The 21,864-nt window shown below is 72.3% G+C and carries 22 protein-coding genes; 16 read left to right on the top strand and 6 right to left on the bottom strand.

What is annotated here, in order from left to right; all coding sequences use genetic code 11:
* Positions 1 to 40: 40 nt before the first annotated feature.
* From ACFQ11_RS05055 to ACFQ11_RS05110, 12 genes are all read left to right on the top strand, one after another.
* Positions 41 to 2,275, top strand: coding sequence for a branched-chain amino acid ABC transporter permease (locus ACFQ11_RS05055; protein WP_378296633.1), 2,235 nt, complete (start codon positions 41 to 43; stop codon positions 2,273 to 2,275).
* Positions 2,262 to 3,011, top strand: coding sequence for an ABC transporter ATP-binding protein (locus ACFQ11_RS05060; protein ID WP_378296634.1), 750 nt, complete (start codon positions 2,262 to 2,264; stop codon positions 3,009 to 3,011). Before ACFQ11_RS05055 ends, ACFQ11_RS05060 begins: the two co-directional genes overlap by 14 nt.
* Positions 3,008 to 3,709 carry an ABC transporter ATP-binding protein gene (locus ACFQ11_RS05065; RefSeq protein WP_378296635.1) on the top strand — a complete coding sequence of 234 codons (702 nt, stop codon included), beginning with the start codon at positions 3,008 to 3,010 and terminating at the stop codon, positions 3,707 to 3,709. Before ACFQ11_RS05060 ends, ACFQ11_RS05065 begins: the two co-directional genes overlap by 4 nt.
* A 7-nt stretch (positions 3,710 to 3,716) precedes the next feature.
* Complete coding sequence (locus tag ACFQ11_RS05070; protein ID WP_378296636.1) at positions 3,717 to 4,064, top strand: hypothetical protein; 348 nt, start codon at positions 3,717 to 3,719, stop codon at positions 4,062 to 4,064.
* A gap of 116 nt (positions 4,065 to 4,180) precedes the next feature.
* A complete protein-coding gene (locus ACFQ11_RS05075; RefSeq protein WP_378296637.1) occupies positions 4,181 to 5,380 on the top strand; it encodes an NADH:flavin oxidoreductase in 1,200 nt (399 codons plus the stop codon).
* Positions 5,373 to 7,061, top strand: coding sequence for a steroid-22-oyl-CoA synthetase (casI, locus tag ACFQ11_RS05080; protein ID WP_378296638.1), 1,689 nt, complete (start codon positions 5,373 to 5,375; stop codon positions 7,059 to 7,061). The genes ACFQ11_RS05075 and casI overlap by 8 nt, the downstream gene beginning before the upstream one ends.
* Before the next feature lie 13 nt (positions 7,062 to 7,074).
* Positions 7,075 to 8,238: an acyl-CoA dehydrogenase family protein gene (locus ACFQ11_RS05085; RefSeq protein ID WP_378296639.1), complete on the top strand. Its 1,164-nt coding sequence runs from the start codon at positions 7,075 to 7,077 to the stop codon at positions 8,236 to 8,238.
* Entirely contained in the window at positions 8,235 to 9,221 is a 987-nt protein-coding gene (locus ACFQ11_RS05090; RefSeq protein WP_378296640.1) for a bifunctional MaoC family dehydratase N-terminal/OB-fold nucleic acid binding domain-containing protein, read from the top strand. The genes ACFQ11_RS05085 and ACFQ11_RS05090 overlap by 4 nt, the downstream gene beginning before the upstream one ends.
* Positions 9,221 to 10,276 (top strand): acyl-CoA dehydrogenase family protein, encoded by a 1,056-nt coding sequence (locus ACFQ11_RS05095; RefSeq protein WP_378296641.1) that lies wholly within the window; start codon positions 9,221 to 9,223, stop codon positions 10,274 to 10,276. The genes ACFQ11_RS05090 and ACFQ11_RS05095 overlap by 1 nt, the downstream gene beginning before the upstream one ends.
* A 56-nt stretch (positions 10,277 to 10,332) precedes the next feature.
* A complete protein-coding gene (locus ACFQ11_RS05100) occupies positions 10,333 to 10,731 on the top strand; it encodes a MaoC family dehydratase (RefSeq protein WP_378296642.1) in 399 nt (132 codons plus the stop codon).
* Positions 10,728 to 11,903, top strand: a complete 1,176-nt coding sequence (locus tag ACFQ11_RS05105; RefSeq protein ID WP_378296643.1) for a lipid-transfer protein — start codon at positions 10,728 to 10,730, stop codon at positions 11,901 to 11,903. Before ACFQ11_RS05100 ends, ACFQ11_RS05105 begins: the two co-directional genes overlap by 4 nt.
* The gene (locus ACFQ11_RS05110) at positions 11,900 to 12,688 is read left to right on the top strand and encodes a MaoC/PaaZ C-terminal domain-containing protein (RefSeq protein WP_378296644.1); all 789 of its coding nucleotides are present in this window, start codon (positions 11,900 to 11,902) and stop codon (positions 12,686 to 12,688) included. Before ACFQ11_RS05105 ends, ACFQ11_RS05110 begins: the two co-directional genes overlap by 4 nt.
* A 161-nt stretch (positions 12,689 to 12,849) precedes the next feature.
* Here the strand turns inward: ACFQ11_RS05110 and ACFQ11_RS05115 are convergent, their stop codons facing one another.
* Positions 12,850 to 13,056: a hypothetical protein gene (locus ACFQ11_RS05115; RefSeq protein WP_378296645.1), complete on the bottom strand. Its 207-nt coding sequence runs from the start codon at positions 13,054 to 13,056 to the stop codon at positions 12,850 to 12,852.
* Positions 13,053 to 13,451: an ATP-binding protein gene (locus ACFQ11_RS05120; RefSeq protein ID WP_378296646.1), complete on the bottom strand. Its 399-nt coding sequence runs from the start codon at positions 13,449 to 13,451 to the stop codon at positions 13,053 to 13,055. Before ACFQ11_RS05120 ends, ACFQ11_RS05115 begins: the two co-directional genes overlap by 4 nt.
* 146 nt (positions 13,452 to 13,597) lie before the next feature.
* Between ACFQ11_RS05120 and ACFQ11_RS05125 the strand changes: the two genes are divergently transcribed.
* Together ACFQ11_RS05125 and ACFQ11_RS05130 are read left to right on the top strand one after the other, a co-directional pair.
* On the top strand, positions 13,598 to 14,371 hold the full coding sequence (locus ACFQ11_RS05125; RefSeq protein ID WP_378296648.1) for a helix-turn-helix domain-containing protein: 774 nt from the start codon (positions 13,598 to 13,600) through the stop codon (positions 14,369 to 14,371).
* An 8-nt stretch (positions 14,372 to 14,379) separates the two neighbouring features.
* On the top strand, positions 14,380 to 14,544 hold the full coding sequence (locus tag ACFQ11_RS05130; protein WP_378296698.1) for a DUF397 domain-containing protein: 165 nt from the start codon (positions 14,380 to 14,382) through the stop codon (positions 14,542 to 14,544).
* 531 nt (positions 14,545 to 15,075) lie between these two features.
* Here ACFQ11_RS05130 and ACFQ11_RS05135 read toward each other — a convergent pair.
* The 3 genes from ACFQ11_RS05135 to ACFQ11_RS05145 form a co-directional block, all read right to left on the bottom strand.
* A complete protein-coding gene (locus tag ACFQ11_RS05135) occupies positions 15,076 to 15,504 on the bottom strand; it encodes a VOC family protein (protein WP_449193544.1) in 429 nt (142 codons plus the stop codon).
* A gap of 171 nt (positions 15,505 to 15,675) precedes the next feature.
* Positions 15,676 to 16,221, bottom strand: coding sequence for a putative immunity protein (locus tag ACFQ11_RS05140; protein ID WP_378296651.1), 546 nt, complete (start codon positions 16,219 to 16,221; stop codon positions 15,676 to 15,678).
* A gap of 96 nt (positions 16,222 to 16,317) precedes the next feature.
* On the bottom strand, positions 16,318 to 16,836 hold the full coding sequence (locus ACFQ11_RS05145) for a helix-turn-helix domain-containing protein (RefSeq protein ID WP_378296652.1): 519 nt from the start codon (positions 16,834 to 16,836) through the stop codon (positions 16,318 to 16,320).
* Between the two features lie 95 nt (positions 16,837 to 16,931).
* Between ACFQ11_RS05145 and ACFQ11_RS05150 the strand changes: the two genes are divergently transcribed.
* Positions 16,932 to 18,092: a pyridoxal phosphate-dependent aminotransferase gene (locus ACFQ11_RS05150; RefSeq protein ID WP_378296653.1), complete on the top strand. Its 1,161-nt coding sequence runs from the start codon at positions 16,932 to 16,934 to the stop codon at positions 18,090 to 18,092.
* A gap of 8 nt (positions 18,093 to 18,100) precedes the next feature.
* Here ACFQ11_RS05150 and ACFQ11_RS05155 read toward each other — a convergent pair whose 3' ends face one another.
* Positions 18,101 to 21,238 carry a bifunctional cytochrome P450/NADPH--P450 reductase gene (locus tag ACFQ11_RS05155; RefSeq protein WP_378296654.1) on the bottom strand — a complete coding sequence of 1,046 codons (3,138 nt, stop codon included), beginning with the start codon at positions 21,236 to 21,238 and terminating at the stop codon, positions 18,101 to 18,103.
* A 50-nt stretch (positions 21,239 to 21,288) separates the two neighbouring features.
* On the opposite strand from ACFQ11_RS05155, the gene ACFQ11_RS05160 reads away from it, so the two are divergent.
* The gene (locus ACFQ11_RS05160; protein WP_378296655.1) at positions 21,289 to 21,864 is read left to right on the top strand and encodes a TetR/AcrR family transcriptional regulator; all 576 of its coding nucleotides are present in this window, start codon (positions 21,289 to 21,291) and stop codon (positions 21,862 to 21,864) included.

Raw genomic sequence — 21,864 nt, forward strand, 5'->3', positions numbered from 1 at the left:
GGTGCGCGCGCGGGGCACGACCCACGGGAGGGACGCGCGCATGACGACGTTCCTGACGTACACGATCCTGGGGCTCGTCCTGGGCGCGGTGTACTTCATCGCGGCCTCGGGGCTCGTCCTCACCTACAACACCTCGGGCATCTTCAACTTCGCCCACGGCGCGCAAGCGATGTTCGGAACGTTCCTCTACTGGCAGTTCACCAGCCGGTGGGGCTGGCCGGTCTGGCTCGCGCTGGTCGTCGTGGTGGGGGTGGTCGGCCCGGCGATGGGCGCCGCGCTGCACGCGGTGATCATGAAGGGGCTGCGCGGCACCGCCGAGGTCACGAAGATCATCGTGACGGTGGCGGTGCTCCTTGGAACGGTCTATCTCGCCCAGTGGGCGTGGAACCCGGACGAGGCGTACACCGTCGACATGTTCTTCGGCGGCGGCGCCAAGATCACCGTCGCCGGGGTGGTGGTCCGCTGGCACGAGATCGTGTGCCTGGCCGCGGCCGTGGCGATCGCGGTCGGGCTGCGGCTCCTGTTCACCCGCAGCCGGACGGGCGTGGTGATGCGCGCGTCCGTCGACGACCCCGACCTCGTGCGGCTCAACGGGCACGACCCCGAACGCGCGGCGATGCTCGCGTGGGCCCTCGGGTCCACGCTGGCCGTCCTCGCGGGCGTCCTGATCGTCCCGATCAGCGGCGGCGGCCTGGACGCGAACATGCTGACCCTGCTGGTGATCGACGCGTTCGCGGCGGCGATGTTCGGGCGGCTGCGCAGCATCCCCCGGACGTTCGCGGGCGCGATCGTCCTCGGCCTCGCGGCCAACTACGTCCTCGCGTACCTGCCGTCCGCCGGGACGTTCGCGGGCAACCTGCGGGTGTCGCTGCCGATGATCCTGCTGTTCGTCGTGCTGGTCGTGCTGCCGCAGGACCGGCTGCGGGGCGCGGCCGTCCGGACCCGGGAGCGGTACCGCCCGCCGACGGTGCGCTCGGCGGCGGTGTGGGGCGCCGTGCTGGTCGCGGTCGTCTACCTCTACAGCCTGCTGCTGTCGGACGGCGGGGTCTCGACGCTCGCGCTCGGCATGTCGTTCGCGATCATCGCGCTGTCGCTGACCGTCCTCACCGGCTACGCGGGCGAGCTGAACCTCGCGCCGCTGGCGTTCGGGGCGGTCGCCACGATCGTGGCGTTCCACGTCGGGGTGCGGGGCAGCGGCCTCGCGGCGCGGCTCGGGGTGGAGGGCGTGCTGCTGGGCGTGCTCGCCGCGGCCGTCGTCGGCGGGCTGATCGCCCTCCCGGCGCTGCGCCTGCGCGGCCTGTACCTGGCGCTGGCGACGATGGCGTTCGGGGTGTTCCTGTCGAACATGGTGCTGCGCGACACCACGCAGCACGAGCTGTTCGGGGTGAAGTTCACGCTGTTCCCCGGCGGTTCCCTCGTCGTCCCGCCGCCGAGGCTCGGCCCGGTCGACCTGCGGGACGGCACCACGTTCCTGATGACGGCGACCGTCCTGTTCGCGCTGATCGCGCTCGGCCTCGCGGCCCTGCGCGCCGGCGGGTACGGGCGGCGGCTCGCGGCGATGAAGGACAGCCCGGCGGCGACGGCGATGCTCGGGCAGAACCTCGTCCGGCTCAAGCTCGGCGTCTTCATGATCTCCGCGGCGATCGCGGGGCTCGGCGGCATCCTGATGTCGGCCGCGACCGGCACCGTCGCGCAGGAGAACTTCGCCTTCACCGTGAGCCTCAGCCTGCTGATGCTCGTCGTCGTCGCGGGCATCGGCTACATCAGCGGCGCCCTGTTCGGCGGGCTGATGGCGGGCGTCGGCGGCGCCGTGCTGGTGGGGACGTTCGGCGACCTCGCGCTCGAGCACGAGGGGCCCGCGGACATCTTCACCGCGCTCGGCCATCTCGTCATGGTGCTGACGGCGCTGGTCGGGATGGGCGTCGGCCGGAACCCCAGCGGGGTCGTCCACGACGTCGTCGAGGGCTACCGGGCGATGCGCGGCGCGAAGCCGCTCCTCTACGGGGCGGCCGCGTTCGGGGCCGTCCTGTACGTCCTCGCCGTGACCGGCGTGATCGGTTCGTGGACGTTCTCGCTCATCGCCCTCTGCGTGGTCATGCTCCTGCCGGTCGTCGGCCGCGCGTACCTGGAGGAGGGACGCAAGCGGGGGACGCCGCTCGAACTGCTCGGCGTGGACGAGCCCTACACCGACGACCTGCGCGCGCGCCTGGACCAGGAACTCGGGCTGCCGGTCACCGCCGGAACGTTGAAGGGAGGCGCCGGTGTCACCGCGTGAAGCACCGCTGCTCGAAACACGGGGCGTCACCGTCCGGTTCGGCGGCAACACCGCCGTGGACGACGTCGGCCTCACCGTCGCCGAAGGGCGGATCACCGGGCTGATCGGCCCGAACGGCGCGGGAAAGACGACGTTGTTCAACACCGTCACGGGCCTGCAGAAGCCGGCGTCCGGTCAGGTGCTGCTGGACGGCGCCGACATCACCGAACTGCCCCCGGCGAAGCGCGCGCGGCGCGGCATGGCGCGCACGTTCCAGCGGCTCGAGCTGTTCCTGTCGCTGTCCGTGCGCGACAACGTGCGCGTCGCCGGGGACATCCGGCGCGGCAGCGGACGCCGCGGGCGGTTCGACCTCGAAGCGGAGACCGACCGCATCCTGGAACGCACCGGCCTGACCGACATCGCCGGCCGGGACGTGTCGGACATCCCGATCGGCCGGGCCCGCGTGGTCGAGGTGGCGCGCGCGCTGATGACGTCCCCGCGCGTCCTGCTGCTGGACGAGCCCGCGTCCGGGCAGACGGAACAGGAGACCGAGGCGTTCGCGGAGATGCTCACCGGCCTCGCCGCCGAGGGGCTCGCGATCTGCCTCGTCGAGCACGACCTGCCGCTCGTGATGAAGCTGTGCTCGACGATCCACGTCCTCGACTACGGTGCCCTGATCGCGTCCGGCACCCCGGCCGAGATCAAGGAGTCGCCCGAGGTCATCGCCGCCTACATCGGGACGGAGGAAGCAGCGTGACCGAGCCGCTGCTCGAACTGCGCGGCGTCCACGCCGCCTACGGCGCCATCGAGGTCCTGCACGGGGTGGACCTGGCGCTCCGCCCGGGCTCGCTGCTCGCGCTGCTCGGCCCCAACGGCGGCGGGAAGTCCACCACCATGCGCGTGTGCGGCGGCCTGCACGCGCCGACCCGGGGGGAGCTGCGGTTCGCGGGCCGGAAGATGAACGGCGTCACCGCGCAGCGGGCGGCGCGGCTCGGCGTCTGCTCGATCCCGGAAGGCCGTGGCGTCTTCCCGAACCTGACCGTCCGGGAGAACCTGTGGGCCGCCACCGGGACGGGCGCCCGCCGCGAGGACGTCGAGGAGAAGGCGTTCGCCCGCTTCCCGATCCTGGCGAAGCGGCGCGACCAGCTCGCCGGGTCCATGTCCGGCGGCGAGCAGCAGATGCTCGCGCTGTCGCGCGCCCTCGGCACCGAACCGGCGGTGCTGCTGCTCGACGAGCTGTCCATGGGCCTCGCGCCCATGATCGTCTCGCGGATGTACGAGACGGTCGCCGAACTGGTCGAGGGCGGCCTGTCGGTGCTGGTCGCCGAGCAGTTCGCCCGCGCGGTGCTGCCGATCGCCGACACCGCCGCGCTCATGCTCCACGGGCGGGTCGTCGCGGCCGGCGCGCCCGCCGACATCGAAGACCGGCTGTCCAGCGACTACCTGGGAGGTTGACGGAACCATGCTCACCGAGGAACGACGCGAGCAGTTCAAGAAGGACGTGGCGGACGAGCGGCTGAGGACCGACCGGTCCCGCCACGACGGCGCGCTGCGCATCGCCGGCGCGCTGCTGATGATCACCGGGGTGGTCGGCGCGTTCGTCTGTTACAACATCTCGCTCGCGCAGGACGACATCCGCAACGTCGGGTCGCTGCACATCATGGCGACCGGTTTCGTGGGCGTGACCGTCCTCGGCGCCGCGCTGTACGTCGCCGCCGCGCTCGCGCGCGTCCTGCGGCTGTGGCTGCTGCGCCAGCTCGTCGAGTCGCAGGCCCGCGCCGACCAGCTCGCCGCCGCCCTCAAGGGCTGACCCGGCGAGGCCGCGCGGCGGCGCCCGTCGCTCCCAGTGAGCGGGATGCCCGGACCGTCCGGGCATCCCGCTCATTACGTTCGAGCCAGTTGCATCACGTGGTGACGGAGGATCTGATGACATCGCAAGTTCCCGACGTGCTCGCCCCCGGGAAGCTGGGACCCGTCACGCTCCGCAACCGCATCGTGAAGGCCGCGACCTACGAGGGCCTCACCAAGGACGGCCAGGTCACCGACGCGCTGATCGACTTCCATGTGCGGCACGCCCGGGGCGGCGTCGGGATGACGACGGTCGCGTACTGCGCGGTCGCGCCGGAGGGCCGCACCGACCGGCGGCAGATCCACTGGCGGGACGAGGCGCTGCCGGGCCTGCGCAGGCTGACCGACGCCGTGCACGCCGAAGGCGCGGCCGTCCAGGCGCAGATCGGCCACGCCGGGCCGGTCGCCAACCCCAAGAGCAACCGGCTGCCCGCGCTCGCGCCGAGCCGCCACTTCCACATGACGACCCAGACCGTCGCCAAGGCCGCCACCCGCGCGGACCTGGACCGGATCGTGAAGGCGCACGGCCACGCGGGCAAGAAGGCGATCGAGGCCGGGTTCGACTCCGTCGAGATCCACATGGGGCACAACTACCTGACCAGCGCGTTCCTCAGCCCGAAGGTGAACCACCGCAAGGACGAGTACGGCGGCTCGCTCGAGAACCGCGCCCGGCTCGCGCGCGACATCGGCCGCGCCGTCCGCGACGCCGTCGGCGACCGCATCGCGATCACCGCGAAGCTGAACATGGACGACGGCGTGCCCGGCGGGTTCTGGCTCGACGAGGCCATCCGGGTGGCGCGCTGGCTGGAGGAGGACGGCTCGGTCGACGCCCTCCAGATGACCGCCGGCAGTTCCCTGCTGAACCCGATGTACCTGTTCAAGGGCGACGCGCCGCTGCACGAGTTCGCGTCGGTCATGAAGCAGCCGACGAAGCTCGGCATCAAGCTCGTCGGGAAGCACTTCCTGAAGTCCTACCCCTACGAGGACCTGTACCTCCTCAAGGACGCCCGGCAGATCCGCGCCGCCGTGAAGCTGCCGATGATCCTGCTCGGCGGGGTCACGGACAAGGCGTCCATGGACGTCGCCATGGCGGAGGGCTTCGAGTTCGTCGCGATGGCCCGCGCGCTGCTCCGCGAACCCGACCTGATCAACCGGATCAAGGAGGAGCCCGCGACCGAGTCGCTGTGCATCCACTGCAACAAGTGCATGACCGCGATCTACGGCGGCACCCACTGCGTCCTGTCCACCGAGCCCGCCTGGGGGAGCGCGCGTGTCTGAGGGGACGCCGCCCGAGGTCGCGGGGCGCACCGAGACGATCGCCGGGCTGCTGCTCGCGCGGCTGGGCGACGACCGCCCCGGCCTGCGCAGCCGCGACCGGACGTGGACGTGGGACGAGGTGGTCCGGGACGGCGCGGCCCGCGCGGCGCTCGCCCGCTCGCTGCGCCTGGACGACCGCCCGTTCCACATCGGCGTCCTGCTCGACAACGTGCCCGAGTACGTCCTGTGGCTCGGGGCCGCCGCGCTGAGCGGCGCCACCATCGTCGGCGTCAACCCGACCCGCACCGGCTCCTACCTGGAGCGGGAGGTCCGGCACACCGACCTGCAACTCGTCGTGACCGACGCGTCGGGCGCGAAGCTGCTCGACGGCCTCGACATCGGCGTCCCCCGCGACCGGTTCCTCCTGGTCGACGACGACGCGTACGCGTCCCGGGTCGCGGCGCACGCGTGCGAGCCCGAGGCGGACCCGTCCGTCACCCCGGCCACCCAGATGCTCCTGCTGTTCACGTCCGGGACCACGGGGGCGTCCAAGGCGGCCCGCTGCTCGCAGGGGCGGCTCGCCGAACTCGGCCGCGACAACGCCGCCAAGTACGACGTCGGGCGCGACGAGATCTCGTACTGCCCGATGCCGCTGTTCCACGGCAACGCGCTCATGGCGCTCTGGGCGCCGACGCTCGCCGCCGGGGGGTGCGTGTGCCTGACGCCGAAGTTCTCCGCGTCCGGCTTCCTCCCGGACGTCCGGTTCTACGGCGCGACGTTCTTCACCTACGTCGGCAAGGCCATCGGCTACGTCCTCGCGACCCCGGAGAAGCCGGACGACGCGGACAACACGCTCACGCACGGGTTCGGCACCGAGGCGTCCCCCGAGGACAAGGCCGAGTTCCACCGCCGCTTCGGCGCCCGCCTCGTCGAGGGCTACGGCTCCAGCGAGGGCGCCGGGATGATCAAGCGGGTGCCCGGCACCCCGCCGGCCGCGTTGGGCAGGCCCGCCCACGACGGCGTCCGCATCGTCAACCCGGAGACCCGCGAGACGTGCGCCCCGGCCGTCCTGGACGAGCACGGGCGCGTCCTCAACGCAGAGCAGGCCGTCGGCGAGATCGTCGACGTGCACGGCGCCGCGAAGTTCGAGGGCTACTACAAGAACCCGGAGGCCGACGCCGAACGCGTCCGGCACGGCTGGTACTGGACCGGCGACCTCGGCTACGTCGACGGCGACGGCTTCCTGTACTTCGGCGGCCGCTCCGGCGACTGGATCCGCGTCGACTCCGAGAACATCTCCGCGCTGCTCACCCAGCTCGTCGTCCGCCGCCACCCGAAGATCGTCGACGCGGTCGCGTTCGGCGTCCCCGACCCGCGCTCCGGCGACCAGGTGATGGCCGCGATCGAGATCCCCGACGGCGTCGCGTTCGAGGACCTCGACTTCGCCGCGTTCCTCGCCGCGCAGGACGACCTCGGCACGAAGGGCGCGCCCCGGTTCGTGCGCGTCTCGCACGCCCTGCCGACCACCGGGTCCGGGAAGCTGCGCAAGAAGGAGATGCAGCTCGAGGGCTGGCGCACCACCGACCCCGTCTACCGCTGGACCGGGCGCGGCGCCCCCTCCTACGCCCCGATGACCGACGACGACAGGACGGCACTGCGCGAGGAGTTCGTCGCCAACGGCCGCCGCCGCTTCCTCCCCTGAGAAAGAGAGCGCCATGGACCTGCGCGAAACCGCCGAACATCGGAAACTGCGGGCCGAACTCCGCGCGTACTTCGCGAACCTGCTGCCTCCGGACGTCCGCCGCCGCGCCGGCGAGGAGGGCGTCGGCGGCGACCGGTTCCGCGAGATCGTCAAGAGGCTCGGCGACGACGGCTGGCTCGGCTACGGCTGGCCGACCGAGTACGGCGGCCAGGGCCGCTCGACCGCCGAGCAGTACGTCTTCTTCGACGAGGTGCAGCGCGCCGGGCTCCCGTTCCCGTTCGTCACCGTCAACACCGTCGGCCCCACCCTGATGCGGTTCGGCACCGACGAGCAGAAGAAGAAGTACCTCCCCGGCATCCTGGCGGGCGACGTCGTCTTCGCGATCGGCTACACCGAGCCCGACGCCGGCACCGACCTCGCGTCCCTGCGCACCCGCGCCGTCCGCGACGGCGACGCGTACGTCGTCGACGGCGGCAAGGTGTTCACCAGCGGCGCGAACACCGCCGACCACGTGTGGCTCGCCGCCCGCACGAACCCCGACGCCCCGAAGCACAAGGGCATCTCGATCCTGATCGTGCCGACCGACGCCGACGGGTTCTCGTGGAGCCCCATCCAGTGCGTCGGCGGGATGATCGTCACCGCGACGTACTACAACGGCGTGCGCGTCCCCGCCTCGTCCGTCGTCGGCGACGTCGACGGCGGCTGGGGGCTCATCACCACCCAGCTCAACCACGAGCGCATCGGCCTCGCCGCGCTCGGCGGCCGGATGATCCGCCTCTGGGAGGACGTCGCCGCGTGGGCCCGCGAGGAGGGCGTCATCGACGTCCCGTGGGTCCGCCGCGACCTCGCCCGCACCCACGCGAGGCTGGAGGCGATGCGGCTGATGAACTGGAAGATGACGATGGCCGTGGAGCACGGCACCCTCACCGGCGCGCAGGCCGGGGCGGCGAAGGCGTACGGGACGGAGACGCACATCGACGTCCAACGCACGCTCACGAACGTGCTCGGCGCCGCGGGCCGGATCCGTCCCGAATCGCCGGGCGCCGTGCTGCACGGGCAGATCGAGCAGCTCTCCCGGCAGGGCATCGTCAACACGTTCGGCGGCGGCGTCAACGAGGTCCTGCGGGACATGGTCGCCGTCCAGGGCCTCGGCCTGCCCCGGGGGAAGCGCGCATGAGCGACACCGCCCACGACGACATGGCCCACGACGACACCGCCCACGACGACACCGCCCACGACTACGAAGCCCGCCTCCAGGCGTTCGTCGGCCGCGAGCTCCTCCCGCTCCGCCCCGGCCCGGACCCCGTGAACGTCCCCATGATCCGCCACTGGGTGGAGGCCATGGAGGACGGCAACCCGATCTACCTCGACGACGAGGCGGCCCGCGCCACCGGGCGCGACGGCATCGTCGCGCCCGCCTCGATGGTCCAGGCGTGGACGATGCGCGGCTACGCGGCGTCCGTCCGCCCGGACGCGTCCCGCTCGCCGTTCGACGACCTCGTCGACCTGCTCGCCGAAGGCGGCTACACGTCCGTCGTCGCGACCGACTCCGACTTCGAGTTCGTCCGCGAGCTCGCGCCCGGCGACCACGTCGGCGTCGAGGAGCGCGTCGAGTCGATCTCCCCCGAGAAGACGACCGCCCTCGGCACCGGCCGGTTCATCAGCACGGTCAAGACGTACCGGGACGCGTCCGGCGAGGTCGTCGCGACGCAGCGGTGGCGGACGCTCCGGTTCCGGCCGGCCGAGAAGAAGCCCCCGAAGCCGCTGCGCCCGCGCCCCGCGATCAACCCCGACAACGCCTTCTGGTTCGAGGCCGCCCGCGAGCACCGCCTCGTCGTCCAGCGGTGCGCCGAATGCAAGTCCCTCCGGCACCCGCCCGGACCCGCCTGCCCGCAGTGCGGCTCGTTCGAGTGGGACACCGTCGAATCGTCCGGCGACGGGCACGTCTACACGTTCACCGTCAACCACCACCCGCGGCACCCCGCGTTCGACTACCCGCTCGTCGTCGCCGTCATCGAGCTGGCCGAGGGCACCCGCCTCATCGCGAACATGACGGGCGTCGCCCCCGAGGACGTCGAGATCGGCATGCCCGTCGTCCTCGACTGGCTCGACGCCGACCCCGACCTGTCCCTGCCGATCTTCCGCCCGAAGGAGAGCTGATGGACTTCACCCTTGGCGAGGAACTGGAAGCGGTCCGGGACCTGGCCCGGCAGATCCTCACCGACCACACGACCCCCGAACGGCTCCGCGCCGCGGAGACGACCGGCGTCGACGAACCGCTCTGGAAGGAACTCGCCGCCGCGGGCCTGCTCGGCGTCGCGCTCCCCGAGTCGGCGGGCGGCGCGGGCCTCGGCGTCTCCGGCCTCGCGATCCTCCTCGAGGAGCAGGGCCGCACGGTCGCGCCCGTCCCGCTCTGGCCCGCGCTCGTCGCGGGCCTCACCCTCGCCGAGCACGGCACCTGCCCGCAGGAGATCGCGGACGGCACCCTCCGGTACACGCTCGCGCTCGAGGAGTTCGGGCTGCGCGAGCCGTCCGAACCGTCCTGCCGGGCCGTCCCGGACGGGGACGGCTGGCGGCTCACGGGCACGAAGGCCGTCGTGCCGTCGGCGTCCGCCGCGCGGCGCATGCTCGTCTCCGCGACCGGACCGGACGGCCCCGCGCTGTTCGCCGCCGACACCGACGCGCCCGGCGCCGCCTGGGAGAACACCCGCACCACCACGCACGACGTCGCGGGCACCGTCACCCTCGACGCCGCCCCGGCGGAACGCCTCGGCGACGGCGCCCTCGCCACCGCGCTGCGGCTGACCCGTATCGCCCTGGCCGCCGTCCAGCTCGGCGTCGCCGAAGGCGCCCTGCGGATGACCGCGGACTACCTGGCGGGACGCGAGCAGTTCGGCCGCCCGCTCGGCACCTTCCAGGCAGTCCAGCACCAGCTCGCCGACTCCTACATCGAGATCGACGCCCTCCGCGTCTGCCTCTGGCACGCGATCTCCCTCGTCACCGCGGGCGAGGACGCCGACCAGGCCACGCTCGTCGCGAAGTGGTGGTCGGACGAGGGCGGCCTCAACGTCGTGCACCGCACCCAGCACCTGCACGGCGGCATCGGCGTCGACGTCGACTACCCGATCCACCGGTACTTCCTGTGGGGCAAGCAGATCTCCGGCACCCTCGGCGGCGCCTCCGCCGACCTCGCACTCCTCGGAGCCGCCCTATGAAATCGGACGCAGTGAATTCGGACGCTGTGAAATCGGACGCAGTGAAATCGGACGCCGTGAACGTGTCCGTCGGCGACGAGCTGCCGCCCCTGGACATCCCGCTCACCCGCACGATGATCGTCGCGACCGCCATCGCGAGCCGCGACTACCAGGACGTCCACCACGACCCGTCCCTCGCCGCCGAACGCGGCTCGAAGGACGTCTTCATGAACATCCTCACGACGAACGGGCTCGTCGACCGCTACGTCACCGCCTGGGCCGGGCCGTCCTGCCGGGTCACGGCGATCCGCATCCGCCTCGGCGTGCCCAACTACCCGGGCGACACCATGCGGCTCACCGGCACCGTCACCGCCAGGAACGGCGATGACGTGGAGATCGCCGTCAAGGGCGTCAACGCGCTCGGCCCCCACGTGACCGGCACGGTCGTCGTCCGACTGCAAGGGAAGAAGGCATGAGCGTGCTGCCCGGAGCCGCCGCCGTCGCGGGCATCGGCGCCACCGAGTTCTCCAAGGAGTCGGGCCGCAGCGAACTGCGCCTCGCCTGCGAGGCCGTCCTCGCCGCGATCACCGACGCCGGCCTCCAGCCGTCCGACGTGGACGGCATGGTCACGTTCACCGCCGACACCAGCTCCGAGATCCACATCGCCCGCAACCTCGGCATCGGCGAGCTGAAGTTCTTCTCCCGCATCGGCCACGGCGGCGGCGCCGCCTGCGCGACCGTCCAGCAGGCCGCGATGGCCGTCGCCACCGGCGTCGCCGACGTCGTCGTCTGCTACCGCGCGTTCAACGAACGCTCCGGCGTCCGCTACGGGCTCGGCCAGGCCGACCGCCCGATGGACGTCAGCGCCGACCGCGCCGCGTACTCGTGGATGACCCCGTTCGGGCTCAACACCCCCGCCCAGTGGGTCGCGATGTTCGCCCGCCGCTACATGCACGAGTACGGCGCCACCAGCGAAGACTTCGGCCGCGTCGCCGTCGTCGACCGCAAGCACGCCGCGAAGAACCCCGCCGCCTGGTTCTACGAGCGCCCCATCACCCTCGAGGACCATCAGGCGTCCCGGTGGATCGCCGAACCCCTCCGCCTCCTCGACTGCTGCCAGGAGAGCGACGGCGGTCAGGCCATCGTCGTCGTGTCCGCCCAGCGGGCCCGCGACCTCCCGCACCGGCCCGCCCTCATCTGGGGCGCCGCGCAGGGCTCGGGCAACGACCAGCACATGATGACGAGCTACTACCGGTCCGAGATCTCCGGCATCCCCGAAATGGGACTCGTGGGCCGCCAGTTGTACGCGCAGAGCAAGCTGACGCCGTCCGACATCCAGGCCGCGATCCTCTACGACCATTTCACGCCGCTCGTCCTGCCCCAGCTCGAAGAGCTCGGCTTCTGCGCGAAGGGCGAGGCGAAGGACTTCATCGCCGACGGCAACCTCGAAGTCGGTTCCCGCCTACCGGTCAACACCCACGGCGGCCAGCTCGGCGAGGCGTACATTCACGGCATGAACGGCATCGCCGAAGGCGTGCGGCTCCTGCGCGGAACGTCGCCGAACCAGCCCGGCGACGTCCACCACGTCCTGGTCACCGCCGGCACCGGCGTCCCGACCAGCGGCCTGATCCTCGGAGCGGACGGATGAGCGACTGGCGCGGCCGGACCCTCGGCACCCGCGAGGCGACCTACGACGAGACCCGCGCGATCCTCTACGCCCTCTCCGTCGGCGCCCCCGCGAGCGCCCTCGACCTGGTGTTCGAGAAGGACCTGCGCGTCCTCCCCACGTTCGCGCTGACCCTCGCGCAGTGGGCGCCGGACGAACTCGGCCCCGCGGGTGCGTTCGACATGACCACGGCCGTCCACGGCTCGCAGCGCCTGCGCGTCCGCAAGCCGCTGCCGTCCGCGGGCACCGTCGCGATGACGGCCCGCGTCGGCGAGGTCTGGGACAAGGGCCGCGCCGCGGTCTTCGAGGTCGTCGTCGAGAGCGAGTACTTCGACGCCACCTGGTCGATCTTCGCGCCCGGCGCGGGCGGCTTCGGCGGCGAACGGGGCCCGTCGTCCCGGCGGCGCCCGTCCGGTGACCCCGACCGCACCCTCACCCTGCGGACGTCCCCGAACCAGGCGGCGCTCTACCGGCTGCTCGGCGACCGGCACCACATGCACATCGACCCCGAGGCGGCCAAGGCGGCCGGGATGCCCCGCCCGTTCATGCACGGCCTGTGCACCCTCGCCGCGGTCACGCTGCCCATCGCCGAGGCCCACGAGGCCCACCCGGCCGGCCTGACCGAACTCGACGGCCGCTTCGCCGCCCCGGTCTTCCCCGGCGACGAGCTGACGATCGAGACGTGGGAACAGGACGACGCCGTGCTGTTCGAGGCCGCGGTCGAGGGCCGCACGGTGCTTTCGGGAGGCCGCGCCGCCTTCGGCTGACCGGGCGGGGACCTATCGCCGGACCGATGGCTGGACGGGCCCGTCGAGCGTCGGTTGGTCGCCGCCGTCGACGCCGCACCCTGGCCGTCGACGCTGCGGCGGCGCGTCCAGCACTACGGGCACCGATACGACTACGGTGCCCGTGGCACGGCGGGTGTCCATCACCTTCCGGACGGTTCGGTGAGCCACCGGACGGCGCGCGCGCAACCACCGGGATCCGCCGCACGGATCGTCTCCACCAGCCCTTCGACGGACGAGGCCGCGACGTGCGTCCGTCCCGTGGCCCGCCAGACCCCGTGGACGTCGCGCGTGATCGTCCACTCGGGGAGCAGGTGCCGGAGGAAGACGAGCAGCAGCCCGTCGCTCACTCCGCGGGAAGCTTCGCCCACGTGATCTTGCCGCCCTCGTTCAGTTCACGGACGCCCCACGCGGGGACGAGTTCGGACATCAGCAGCAGTCCCCGCCCCGACGTCCCCGCGTAGTTCGGGGGCCGCACCACGGGACGTCCCGCACCCCCGTCCCACACCTCGATCACCACGAGCCCGTCCCGTTCGTCCTGGAACACCCGCACGACGATCGGCCCCTCCCCGTGCCGGTAGCCGTTGGTGACGAGTTCGCACACCACGAGCCGAGCGGTGAAGTCGTCGCGTATGCCCCATTCATGCATTTGTTCCGCCACGAACTTCCGCGCCACCGACGGCGCCCGCTCGTCCGCTTCCAGAACCAGCGTGGGAACCTCGGGCGCTGGCGTTGTGAGTGTCATCGTGCCCGCCTCTCGTGTTGTGGGAAACACGACAAAGAATCGCTCAGCGGCGGTAGTGTGGCGGTATTCCGTGGGAATCCTGGTAAAGCTTGGGAAGCGGAGAATGATCAATGCCGACCACTCCATCGCCAGATCCGATGTCCTCGATGTGGGCCTGGATTGCTCATGACCTGCGCTTCTATCGTCTTCGGCATGGTCAGTCCGGGCATGCGGTCGCCCGGCTGCTCAATGTGAGCCGCTCTTCCATTTCCAGGCTGGAGCTCAACGAGGCCCGGCTGACCGAGGTGCAGGCGGTAATTCTCGATCAGACCTGGGAAACGGGCGGCCACTTTCGGCGGCTTGTCTGGTATGCCAGCAAGGGGCATGATCCTGAGTGGTTTCGGCAACATGTCGACATTGAAGCCAGAGCGCGCGTGATCAAGATCTGGGAACTCGCCTGGGTGCCCGGATTGCTCCAGACGCCAGAGTATGTACACGCCAACCTGCTCGGTGGTAGAGATCCCAACATCGAGTCGCTCGTAGAAGCGCGCCTCCAACGCCAGGAGATACTTCGGCGATCAGAGCCGCCGATCTTGTGGGTGCTGCTGTGGGAGCCGGCTCTAGCCGTACCGGTCGGAGGCCGGGCGGTCATGCGGGCGCAGCTCGAGCACCTGCTCAACGTGTCGATGCTGCCCAATGCTTCGATTCGAATCGTGCCCACCGCTGCGGGCGGCCACCTGGGGATGGACGGTTCGTTCAAGCTCATGACCACGGACGCTTGCGACGTGGCGTTCGTGGAGGCGCCCGGCGGAGGGCGCCTCGTCCCGACATCTGCCGAGGTGCTCTCCTACGCCATACGGTGGGAAACGATCGGCCAGGAAGCCTTGCCCGCCAGCGCCTCGCGGGACATGATCTCGCGTTACATGGAGGACATGAAGTGATCAACGTTGTGTGGCGTAAGTCGAAACACAGCACTGCTCAGGGGGGTGACTGCGTGGAGGTTGCGGACGTCCTCGGAAACATCGCCGTGCGTGACAGCAAGGATCCGGACGGGCCGAGGGTCGTCGTCCCCCGCGAGGCGTTCGCGGCGCTGGTGGCCGACCTGAAGCGCTGACTCCGTCCCCCTCGCATGCCCCGGCTCGATGAGCCGGGGCGTTGTGTGTCCAGTCCTTGATGCCCGACCAAACGCGCGGCCTCGCGCAGTACGCGGTGCAGCAGGGCTGAGGGCCACTTACGATTGCGCGATGTAGCTCACAGTGCGCTGGACTCGGCTGCTGATGGTGGTATTGGCAGCCGGTTTCGCGGGCGCGGTCTTCGAGGATCGCCGCGATGCCGAGCGCGGCGGACGGCTCGACCACGAGGCCCGCGTGGTCGAACAGCAGACGCATGGCGTCGATGATCGACGGCTCGCGCACCAGGACGGCGTCGTCGGCGACCAGGAGGAGGTCGTCCAGGACGGCCGGCTCGGTGCCGCGGGAGCCTTGAAGCTGCGGACCGGGTTCGCCGTCTCAAGCTTGATGCTCACCGCGCACCCGAGGACGCGCACGTCCACCGTGTCCAGCCGCCCGCCCCTGGCCGGGGGACGATCGGCCGGGCCACCGCCGCCCGGATGTCCCGGACGTTCCGCTCCGGCGCGAGGTGGGGCTCAGGAGCCGAGGTGTTCGGACAGGCCGAGGATGATGCCTTCGGGGCCGCGGACGAAGCAGAGCCGGTGGACGTCCTCGTACCGCGCGACCTCGCCGACGAGTTCGGCGCCGTGGGGGCGGAGGCGGGCGATGACGTCGTCGAGGTCGTCGACGGCGAACATGATGCGTCGGATGCCGAGCGTGTTCGAGGGGGCGTTGCGGGGCTCGGCGGCGATCGCCGATGGCGTGTGGAACTTCGACAGCTCGACCCGTCCGCTGCCGTCCGGGGCCCGCATCATCACGATGTCGGCGCGCACGTTCTCCAGACCGACGACACGGCCGGCCCAATCCCCCTCGACCTGGGCACGACCCTCCACCTCCAGTCCGAGTTCGGCGAAGAACGCGATGGCCGCCTCGAGGTCCTCGACGTTGATGAGGACGTTGTCCATCCGGACCGTCATGGTGATTCCTTCCTCGTCGTGCGGCCCTCGTGGCCGCTGCTACAGCAAGGACGCAGCCGACGCCCCATTCTCGACATGCCGAGCGTGCGAAGTTCCCCGAATCCGTCTGTGCGCCTGCTCAGGGGACGGTCTTGCGGTATGGACCCGCCGGGAGGGCGGTCAGCGCAGTGCCGCGTCGAGCCGACGCATCAGCTCGCCGGGCCGCGCCCCGCCCGGTGGCGCCGCCGGGTAGCGGCGGAGGACGTCCGCCAGGACGGGACGAGCGAGGTCCCGCGCCTTCGCTAAGTGCTCGGCTCCCACGGTCGGGTCGTCTCCGGCGGCGAGTTCCAGCGCCCGCGCGGTGTGGGCGGCGGCACCGAGTATGTGCTTGACCTGCGTGGCCTTCGCCAGCGGGTGCAGGTATGCCGCACTGGCCGCGGCGAGGGCCGCGCGGGCGGCCTCGCTCGCCGCCGTCCGCCCCGCCTCGCGGGCGTCCTGGGCCGCGCGGTGGGCCGCCCACGCGGTGTCGCGCAGGACCTTGGTGCGTTCCGCCCCCTCCGCGAACGCCCGTGCGGCGTCGAGCGCGGCGCGCGGGCGTCCGTCCCCGGGACGTTCCCGCTCGAAGATCGGCAGGGCGGGGCCGGCGCACGCCACCGAGTAGCCCGCGACCTCGCGGAGTTCGGTCATGGTGAGTTCGATCGTCGCGGCGTCATCCGCCATGGCCATCGGCCTTCCGCAGAGGGGACGAAGTCACTTCGACCGTATCGTTGAACCGCCGGTATAGACTTCGGCGCGATTTCACGGCCTTGACGCCGAGGAACCTTAAAACACCGGGTACCGCACGACCAGGATCGCCTCCACGGTCTCGTCCGGCGCCGCGTACAGGTGCGGGACGTCCGCAGGCCACTGCGCGTGCCCGCCCGGCCCCACGGTGACGGGTGCCGAGGACGCGCCGACCCGCGCCGTGCCCGCCAGGACGACGATGTGCTCGGTGCTCCCCGGGGTGTGCGCGGCCGACTCCTGGACCGTCCCGCCGAGGATCCTGATCCGGTGCACCTCGCTGACCGCCGCGTCGTCCTCGAAACGCTCGGTGAGGACGGCTTCGACCGCGTCACCGCTGATCGGGGCGCTCATCGGGACGGTGAGGACGGCGCTGAGCGGGAGGCCGAGCGCGGAGGTGAGCGCGTACAGGGTCTCGAGCGTGGGGTTGCGGCGGCCCGCCTCCAGTTCCGACAGCGTCCCCTTGCCGATCCCGGACCGCCGGGCCAGCTCCGACAGCGACAGCCCCCGGCCGGCGCGCAGATCCCGCAGCCGCCGCCCCACCTGACGAGCCGGGTCCATGCCCCTCCTGCCGATTGACCGCGCCCACGACGCCGACCTAGTGTTCCACATACGGAACGTTCTGTTTACGGAACGGCGGCGAGAGGGAGGGCATCGTGAGCGTGTCGCGGCTGCGTCACATCCCGGGGATCGGCGTGGATCGGGTGGGGGACGCGGCCGACGCCGCCGCCGACCCCGAGCTGCTCCGGCTGGAGAACCTCGACACCGACGTCCGTCCGCCGCGGGTGGCGCTGGACGTCACGCGCGCGGCGATCGACGACGACGACGCCAACAGCTACCTGCCGTTCCAGGGGCACCTGTCCCTGCGGGAGGCGGCGGCCGCGCACGTCGGGCGGATCTCCGGACGCGCCCACGACCCGGCCACCGAGTGCGTGAGCGTGGCGGGCGGCCTCAACGGCGTGCTGAACGTGCTGCTCGCGACGGTCGAGCCCGGCGACGAGGTCGTGGTCTGCGATCCCGTCTACGCGGGGCTCGTCAACCGGATCCGGCTGGCGGGCGGCGTGCCGCGGCACGTGCGGTCGGTCCCCGGCCCGGACGGCTGGAGCGTCGACCCGGCGGAGCTCGCGGGCGCCGTCGGGCCGCGCACGGCCGCCGTCCTGGTGATGGCGCCGTCCATGCCCACCGGCGGCGTCCTGGACGGGACGCACTGGGACGCGCTCGCCCCGGCGGTGCACGCGCACGGCTGCTGGGTGCTGTACGACGCCGCGATGGAGCGGATCCGCTTCGACGGGCGGGCCCCGGACCACCCGGCCGCCCACCCCGGCCTCGCCGACCGGACGATCACCGTGGGGTCGGCGTCCAAGGAGCTGCGGCTCATCGGCTGGCGGGTCGGCTGGGTCACCGGCCCGGCGCCGATCATGGCCGATGTCGCGCTGGTCGGCATGGCGAACGTCGTGTGCCAGGTCGGGATCGCGCAGCGGGCCGTCGCCGCCGCCCTGTCCGCCCCGGACGCCGACGCCGACGTCGCCGCGGCCGTCCGGACGTGGCGGGAGCGGTGCGAGATCGTCCTCGACCGGCTCGCGGGCTACCCGTGCGTCCGCCCGCACGGCGGCTGGTCGCTGCTGGTGGACGCCGCCGCGCTGGGGCTGTCGCCGGAGGACGCGTCCGACCGGCTGTTCCGCCGGGGCCGGGTCGCGGCCACCCCGATGACCGGGTGGGGCCCGGGCGGCGACCGGTACGTGCGCCTCGTCTTCGCCAACGAGCCCGCCGCCCGCCTCGACGACCTGGGCGAACGCTTCCGCGCCGCGTTCGGCTGACGGGGTCGTCAGGCGAAGATGTCCTGGTGGAAGCGGCCTTCGGAGGCCAGGGCGTCCAGCCAGCGGGCGCCGTCGCCGCCCGTCCGGTCCGTGTGGATCCGTGCCAGGGTCTCGCGGACGGCCGGGGCCATCCGCAGGCCGTCGCCGCAGACGTAGATGTGGGCGCCCGCCTCCAGCAGGGCCCATACCCGGTCGGCTTCGGCGGCCACGGCCTCCTGGACGAAGCGGATCGGGTGGCCGGGCAGGGCGGAGAAGGCGGTGTGCACCCGGACGAGCCCGGCGTCCTGCCAGGCGTCGAGTTCGGTGCCGTAGAGCCGGTCGTGGCCGGGGTGGCGGCAGCCGGTGAAGAGCTCGATCGGGCCGGTCGCGCCGGTGCGGGCGCGTTCGTCCAGGAACCCGCGCAGGGGGGCGATGCCGGTGCCGGGGCCGATGAGGATCAGCGGGACGGACGGGTCCGCGGGCAACCGGAACGGGGGCGCGGGAGTGCGGACGTGACCGTAGAACACCTCGCCGGGGGCCAGGCCCGCCAGGTAGCCCGAGCAGGTGCCGCGGTACCGGCCCGTCCCGGACCGGGCGGGGCCGTCCACCAGGCCGACGGTGAGCCGGACCCGGCCGGGGTCGGCCGCCGGCGCGGAGGAGATCGAGTAGTAACGCGGCCGGATCGGGCCGGTCGTCTCCAGGAAGACCGGCAGCGGCAGGGTGACGGCGGGGAAGCGTTCCAGCAGGTCCAGCACGCAGACGTGCTTGGCCAGGATCTCGTCCGCGTAGGCGTCGGCGAGTGCGGCGAGCTGCCGGCGGGTGTGCGGGCACTCGGTGTGCGCGGCGAACGTCTCCAGGTCGGCGCGGGTGGCGGGCTCCTGGAGTTCGGCGAACTCCGACAGCAGCAGCCCGGCCGTGACCGGGGTGTCCACCGGCAGGTGGGTCGCGCCCCGGGCGCGCAGCCGGACGACCCGGTTCCGGGGAACGCCCAGCAGGCGCAGGGCCCGTTCCACCTGGTCGGGGTCGTTCTTGGGGAAGACGGCCAGGTGGTCGCCCGCCGCGTAGGAGACCCCCTCGGGGAGGGCCGCCACGATCGAGCGGACGCCGGGGCGGGGCGGCTCCAGCGAGAAGTCCCACAGGCCGGCCGGGTCCCCGGTCAGCTCCCGGTTCTCGACCACGGTCAGCGGGACGGCCGCCGGGGAGATCACGGCGGGACGCACGTCGGCCTCGGTGAGCACGTCCATCTCGTAGCGGGGCTCGACCGCGGCGGCGGTCCCGTACTCGGCGGTGAGCGCGGCCCACAGCGCGGTCGTCCACGCGGTGACGCCGCCGTCGAAGTCGCCGGCCGCGTCGGCCTCCCCGCGCTCCACCAGCGGGACGGCGCCCGCGCCGGTGAGCTTGTCGAAGGCGCGCCGGGGGAAGGCCTGGTAGGTCGGCCACTGGGTGTCGCCGCACCCCAGCAGCGCGAGCCGCACCCCTTCGAGCGACGGCAGTTCGGCGCGGGCGTCGAAGAGCCGGGCGTTGTCGGGCGCGTGGCCGTTGTAGCTGGCGGCGACCACGACGAGCGCCCCTTCGCGGGGCGGGTCGGCGGCCAGTTCGTCGAGGGTGGCGAGGGTGACGGCGCAGCCGGATCGTCCGGCGCGCTCGGCCAGCCGTTCCGCGATGGCGGCGCAGGTGCCGAGGTTGGAGCCGTAGGCGACGGTGAGGGGGGTGCCGGCGGCGACCGGTTCGACCCTTTCCTCCGTGGACGTCTCCGCGGTGACGGGTTCGGCGGCGGTGGCGCGCTCGTGGGGGCGGCGTTCCCGGACGCGGACGGTGAAGCCGTCCGGTTTGAGGGTCAGGGTCTGCTTGATCCGCATCCGGTAGGCGTGCGGGTCGCTGATCGCGAACCGCTGCAGGACCATCGCCAGGGCCAGCCGCGCCTCGGTGAGGGCGAACTGGCGCCCGATGCAGGCGCGTTCGCCGTTGCCGAACGGCTTGTAACCCGCGGGGTGGTGGCCGGCGCGGCGTTCGGGGAGCCAGCGGTCGATGTCGAACTCGTCCGGACGGTCCCAGGCCTTCGGGTGCCGCTGCAGCACCGGCAGCAGGAGGAAGATCTGCTGGCCCTTGCGCACCCGGTAGCCGTCGCCGATCTCGGTGTCGGCGAAGGGCTTGAGGATGATGCCCGGGATGGGCGACCAGAGCCGCAGCGTCTCGTCCAGGACGCGCGGGATCACGTCCAGCTTCATGATCGTCTCGTAGGTGGGCGGGGCGCCGTCCGGGAGGAGGCGGTCGACCTCGGCGTAGGCGCGGGCCAGCACGTGCGGGTTGCGCAGCAGGTTGTACAGGGCGAAGGACAGCAGCCCGCTGGTCGTCTCGTGCCCGGCGATCAGGAACGTCAGCACCTGGTCGCGGATGTTCTCGTCGGGCAGCCGCTCGCCGGTCCGCGGGTCGGTGGCGTCCAGCATCAGGCCGAGCAGGTCCGTGCCTGCGCCGTCGCGGTCGCCGGCGCGGCGCCGCCGGACGACGTCGTCCACCAGCTCCTGCATGGCGCGGATGTCGGCCCGGTAGGCGTCCTCGCGTTTGGCGCGCATCCGGGTGACCACCTGCGGCTGCCGGGCGCGGACCATGGCCTCGGTCAGGGCGTTGCCCATCGCCTGGAGGAACGGGTGCAGCTCCGGGGAGGAGAAGGAGTCGAAGCGGTAGCCGAAGCCGGTGAGCGCGATCGTGTCCAGGGTGAGCCGCGTCATGTCGTCGGAGACGGGCAGGTCGGCGCCCTGCCGCCTGGTCCAGGAGGCGATGAGGTCCTGGGCGACCTCGAGCATCTGCGGGAAGTACGCCTTCATGGAGCGCTGGCCGAAGGCGGGCATCAGGATGCGGTGCGCCTGGCCCCACACCGGCTCGTTGCCCGGGACCGTGAACAGCCCGTCCCCGGCGAAATCGCGGACGATCGCCAGCGGGGGGCCGACGCTCTTGTAGAACCGCGTCTCGTCGCAGACCTCGGCGACCAGGTCGGGGTCGTAGACGAACAGGGGGTGCCGGCCGAGGACCTCGAGCTGGTAGACGCCCTCGGGGTGCGCCTCCGCGGTCTCCACGAGGAACTCCGTGGGCACGTCCCCGGACAGCCGCAGGGCGTTGCCGAGGACGGGCACTCCCCGCAGGACGGGGACGGACCGGGTCGGGGACATGCGGGAACTCCTTAGCCATACGCCGTATGGCGGACGTTACCATACGGTGTATGGCTGCGAGCGCGCACCGGGGTGCGCCCCTGACCCCCGAGGAGATCTCCGCCACGGCCCTGCGCCTCATCGACGCGGGCGGGGTGGAGGGGCTGTCCATGCGCAAGCTGGCCGTGGAACTCGACGTCAACCCGATGTCGCTCTACCACCACGTGGACGGCAAGACCGCGCTCCTCCAGCGGGTCTGCGCACTGGTCGCCGGCCGGCTCGACCTGCCCGCCGACGACGACGCCCCCTGGCAGGAGCGGCTGCGGGCCCTCGGCCACGCGTGCCGCCGCAGCGCCCGCCGCCATCCGTCCCTCTGGCTCTACGCGCAGTCCCACCCGGAGGTGACCGGAACCGATCACCTGATCTGGCGGGCCCTCGACCGGATCCTCGCCACCGCCGGCATCGACGCGGACGACCTGGTCCACGCCCGCAAGACGCTGTTCGCCCTCCTGTCGGGGTTCATCCTCGGGGAGACGACCGGGGCGCTGGACGAGCAGGGCGGCGCGGCCGACCGCGACCAGACCTTCGAGGCCGCCGTCGACTTCGCCATCGCGGGCCTGTCCGCCTTCCGCAAGAGCACCGCCTGA

The sequence above is a fragment of the Actinomadura sediminis genome (assembly GCF_042675525.1).
Taxonomy (GTDB): domain Bacteria; phylum Actinomycetota; class Actinomycetes; order Streptosporangiales; family Streptosporangiaceae; genus Spirillospora; species Spirillospora sediminis.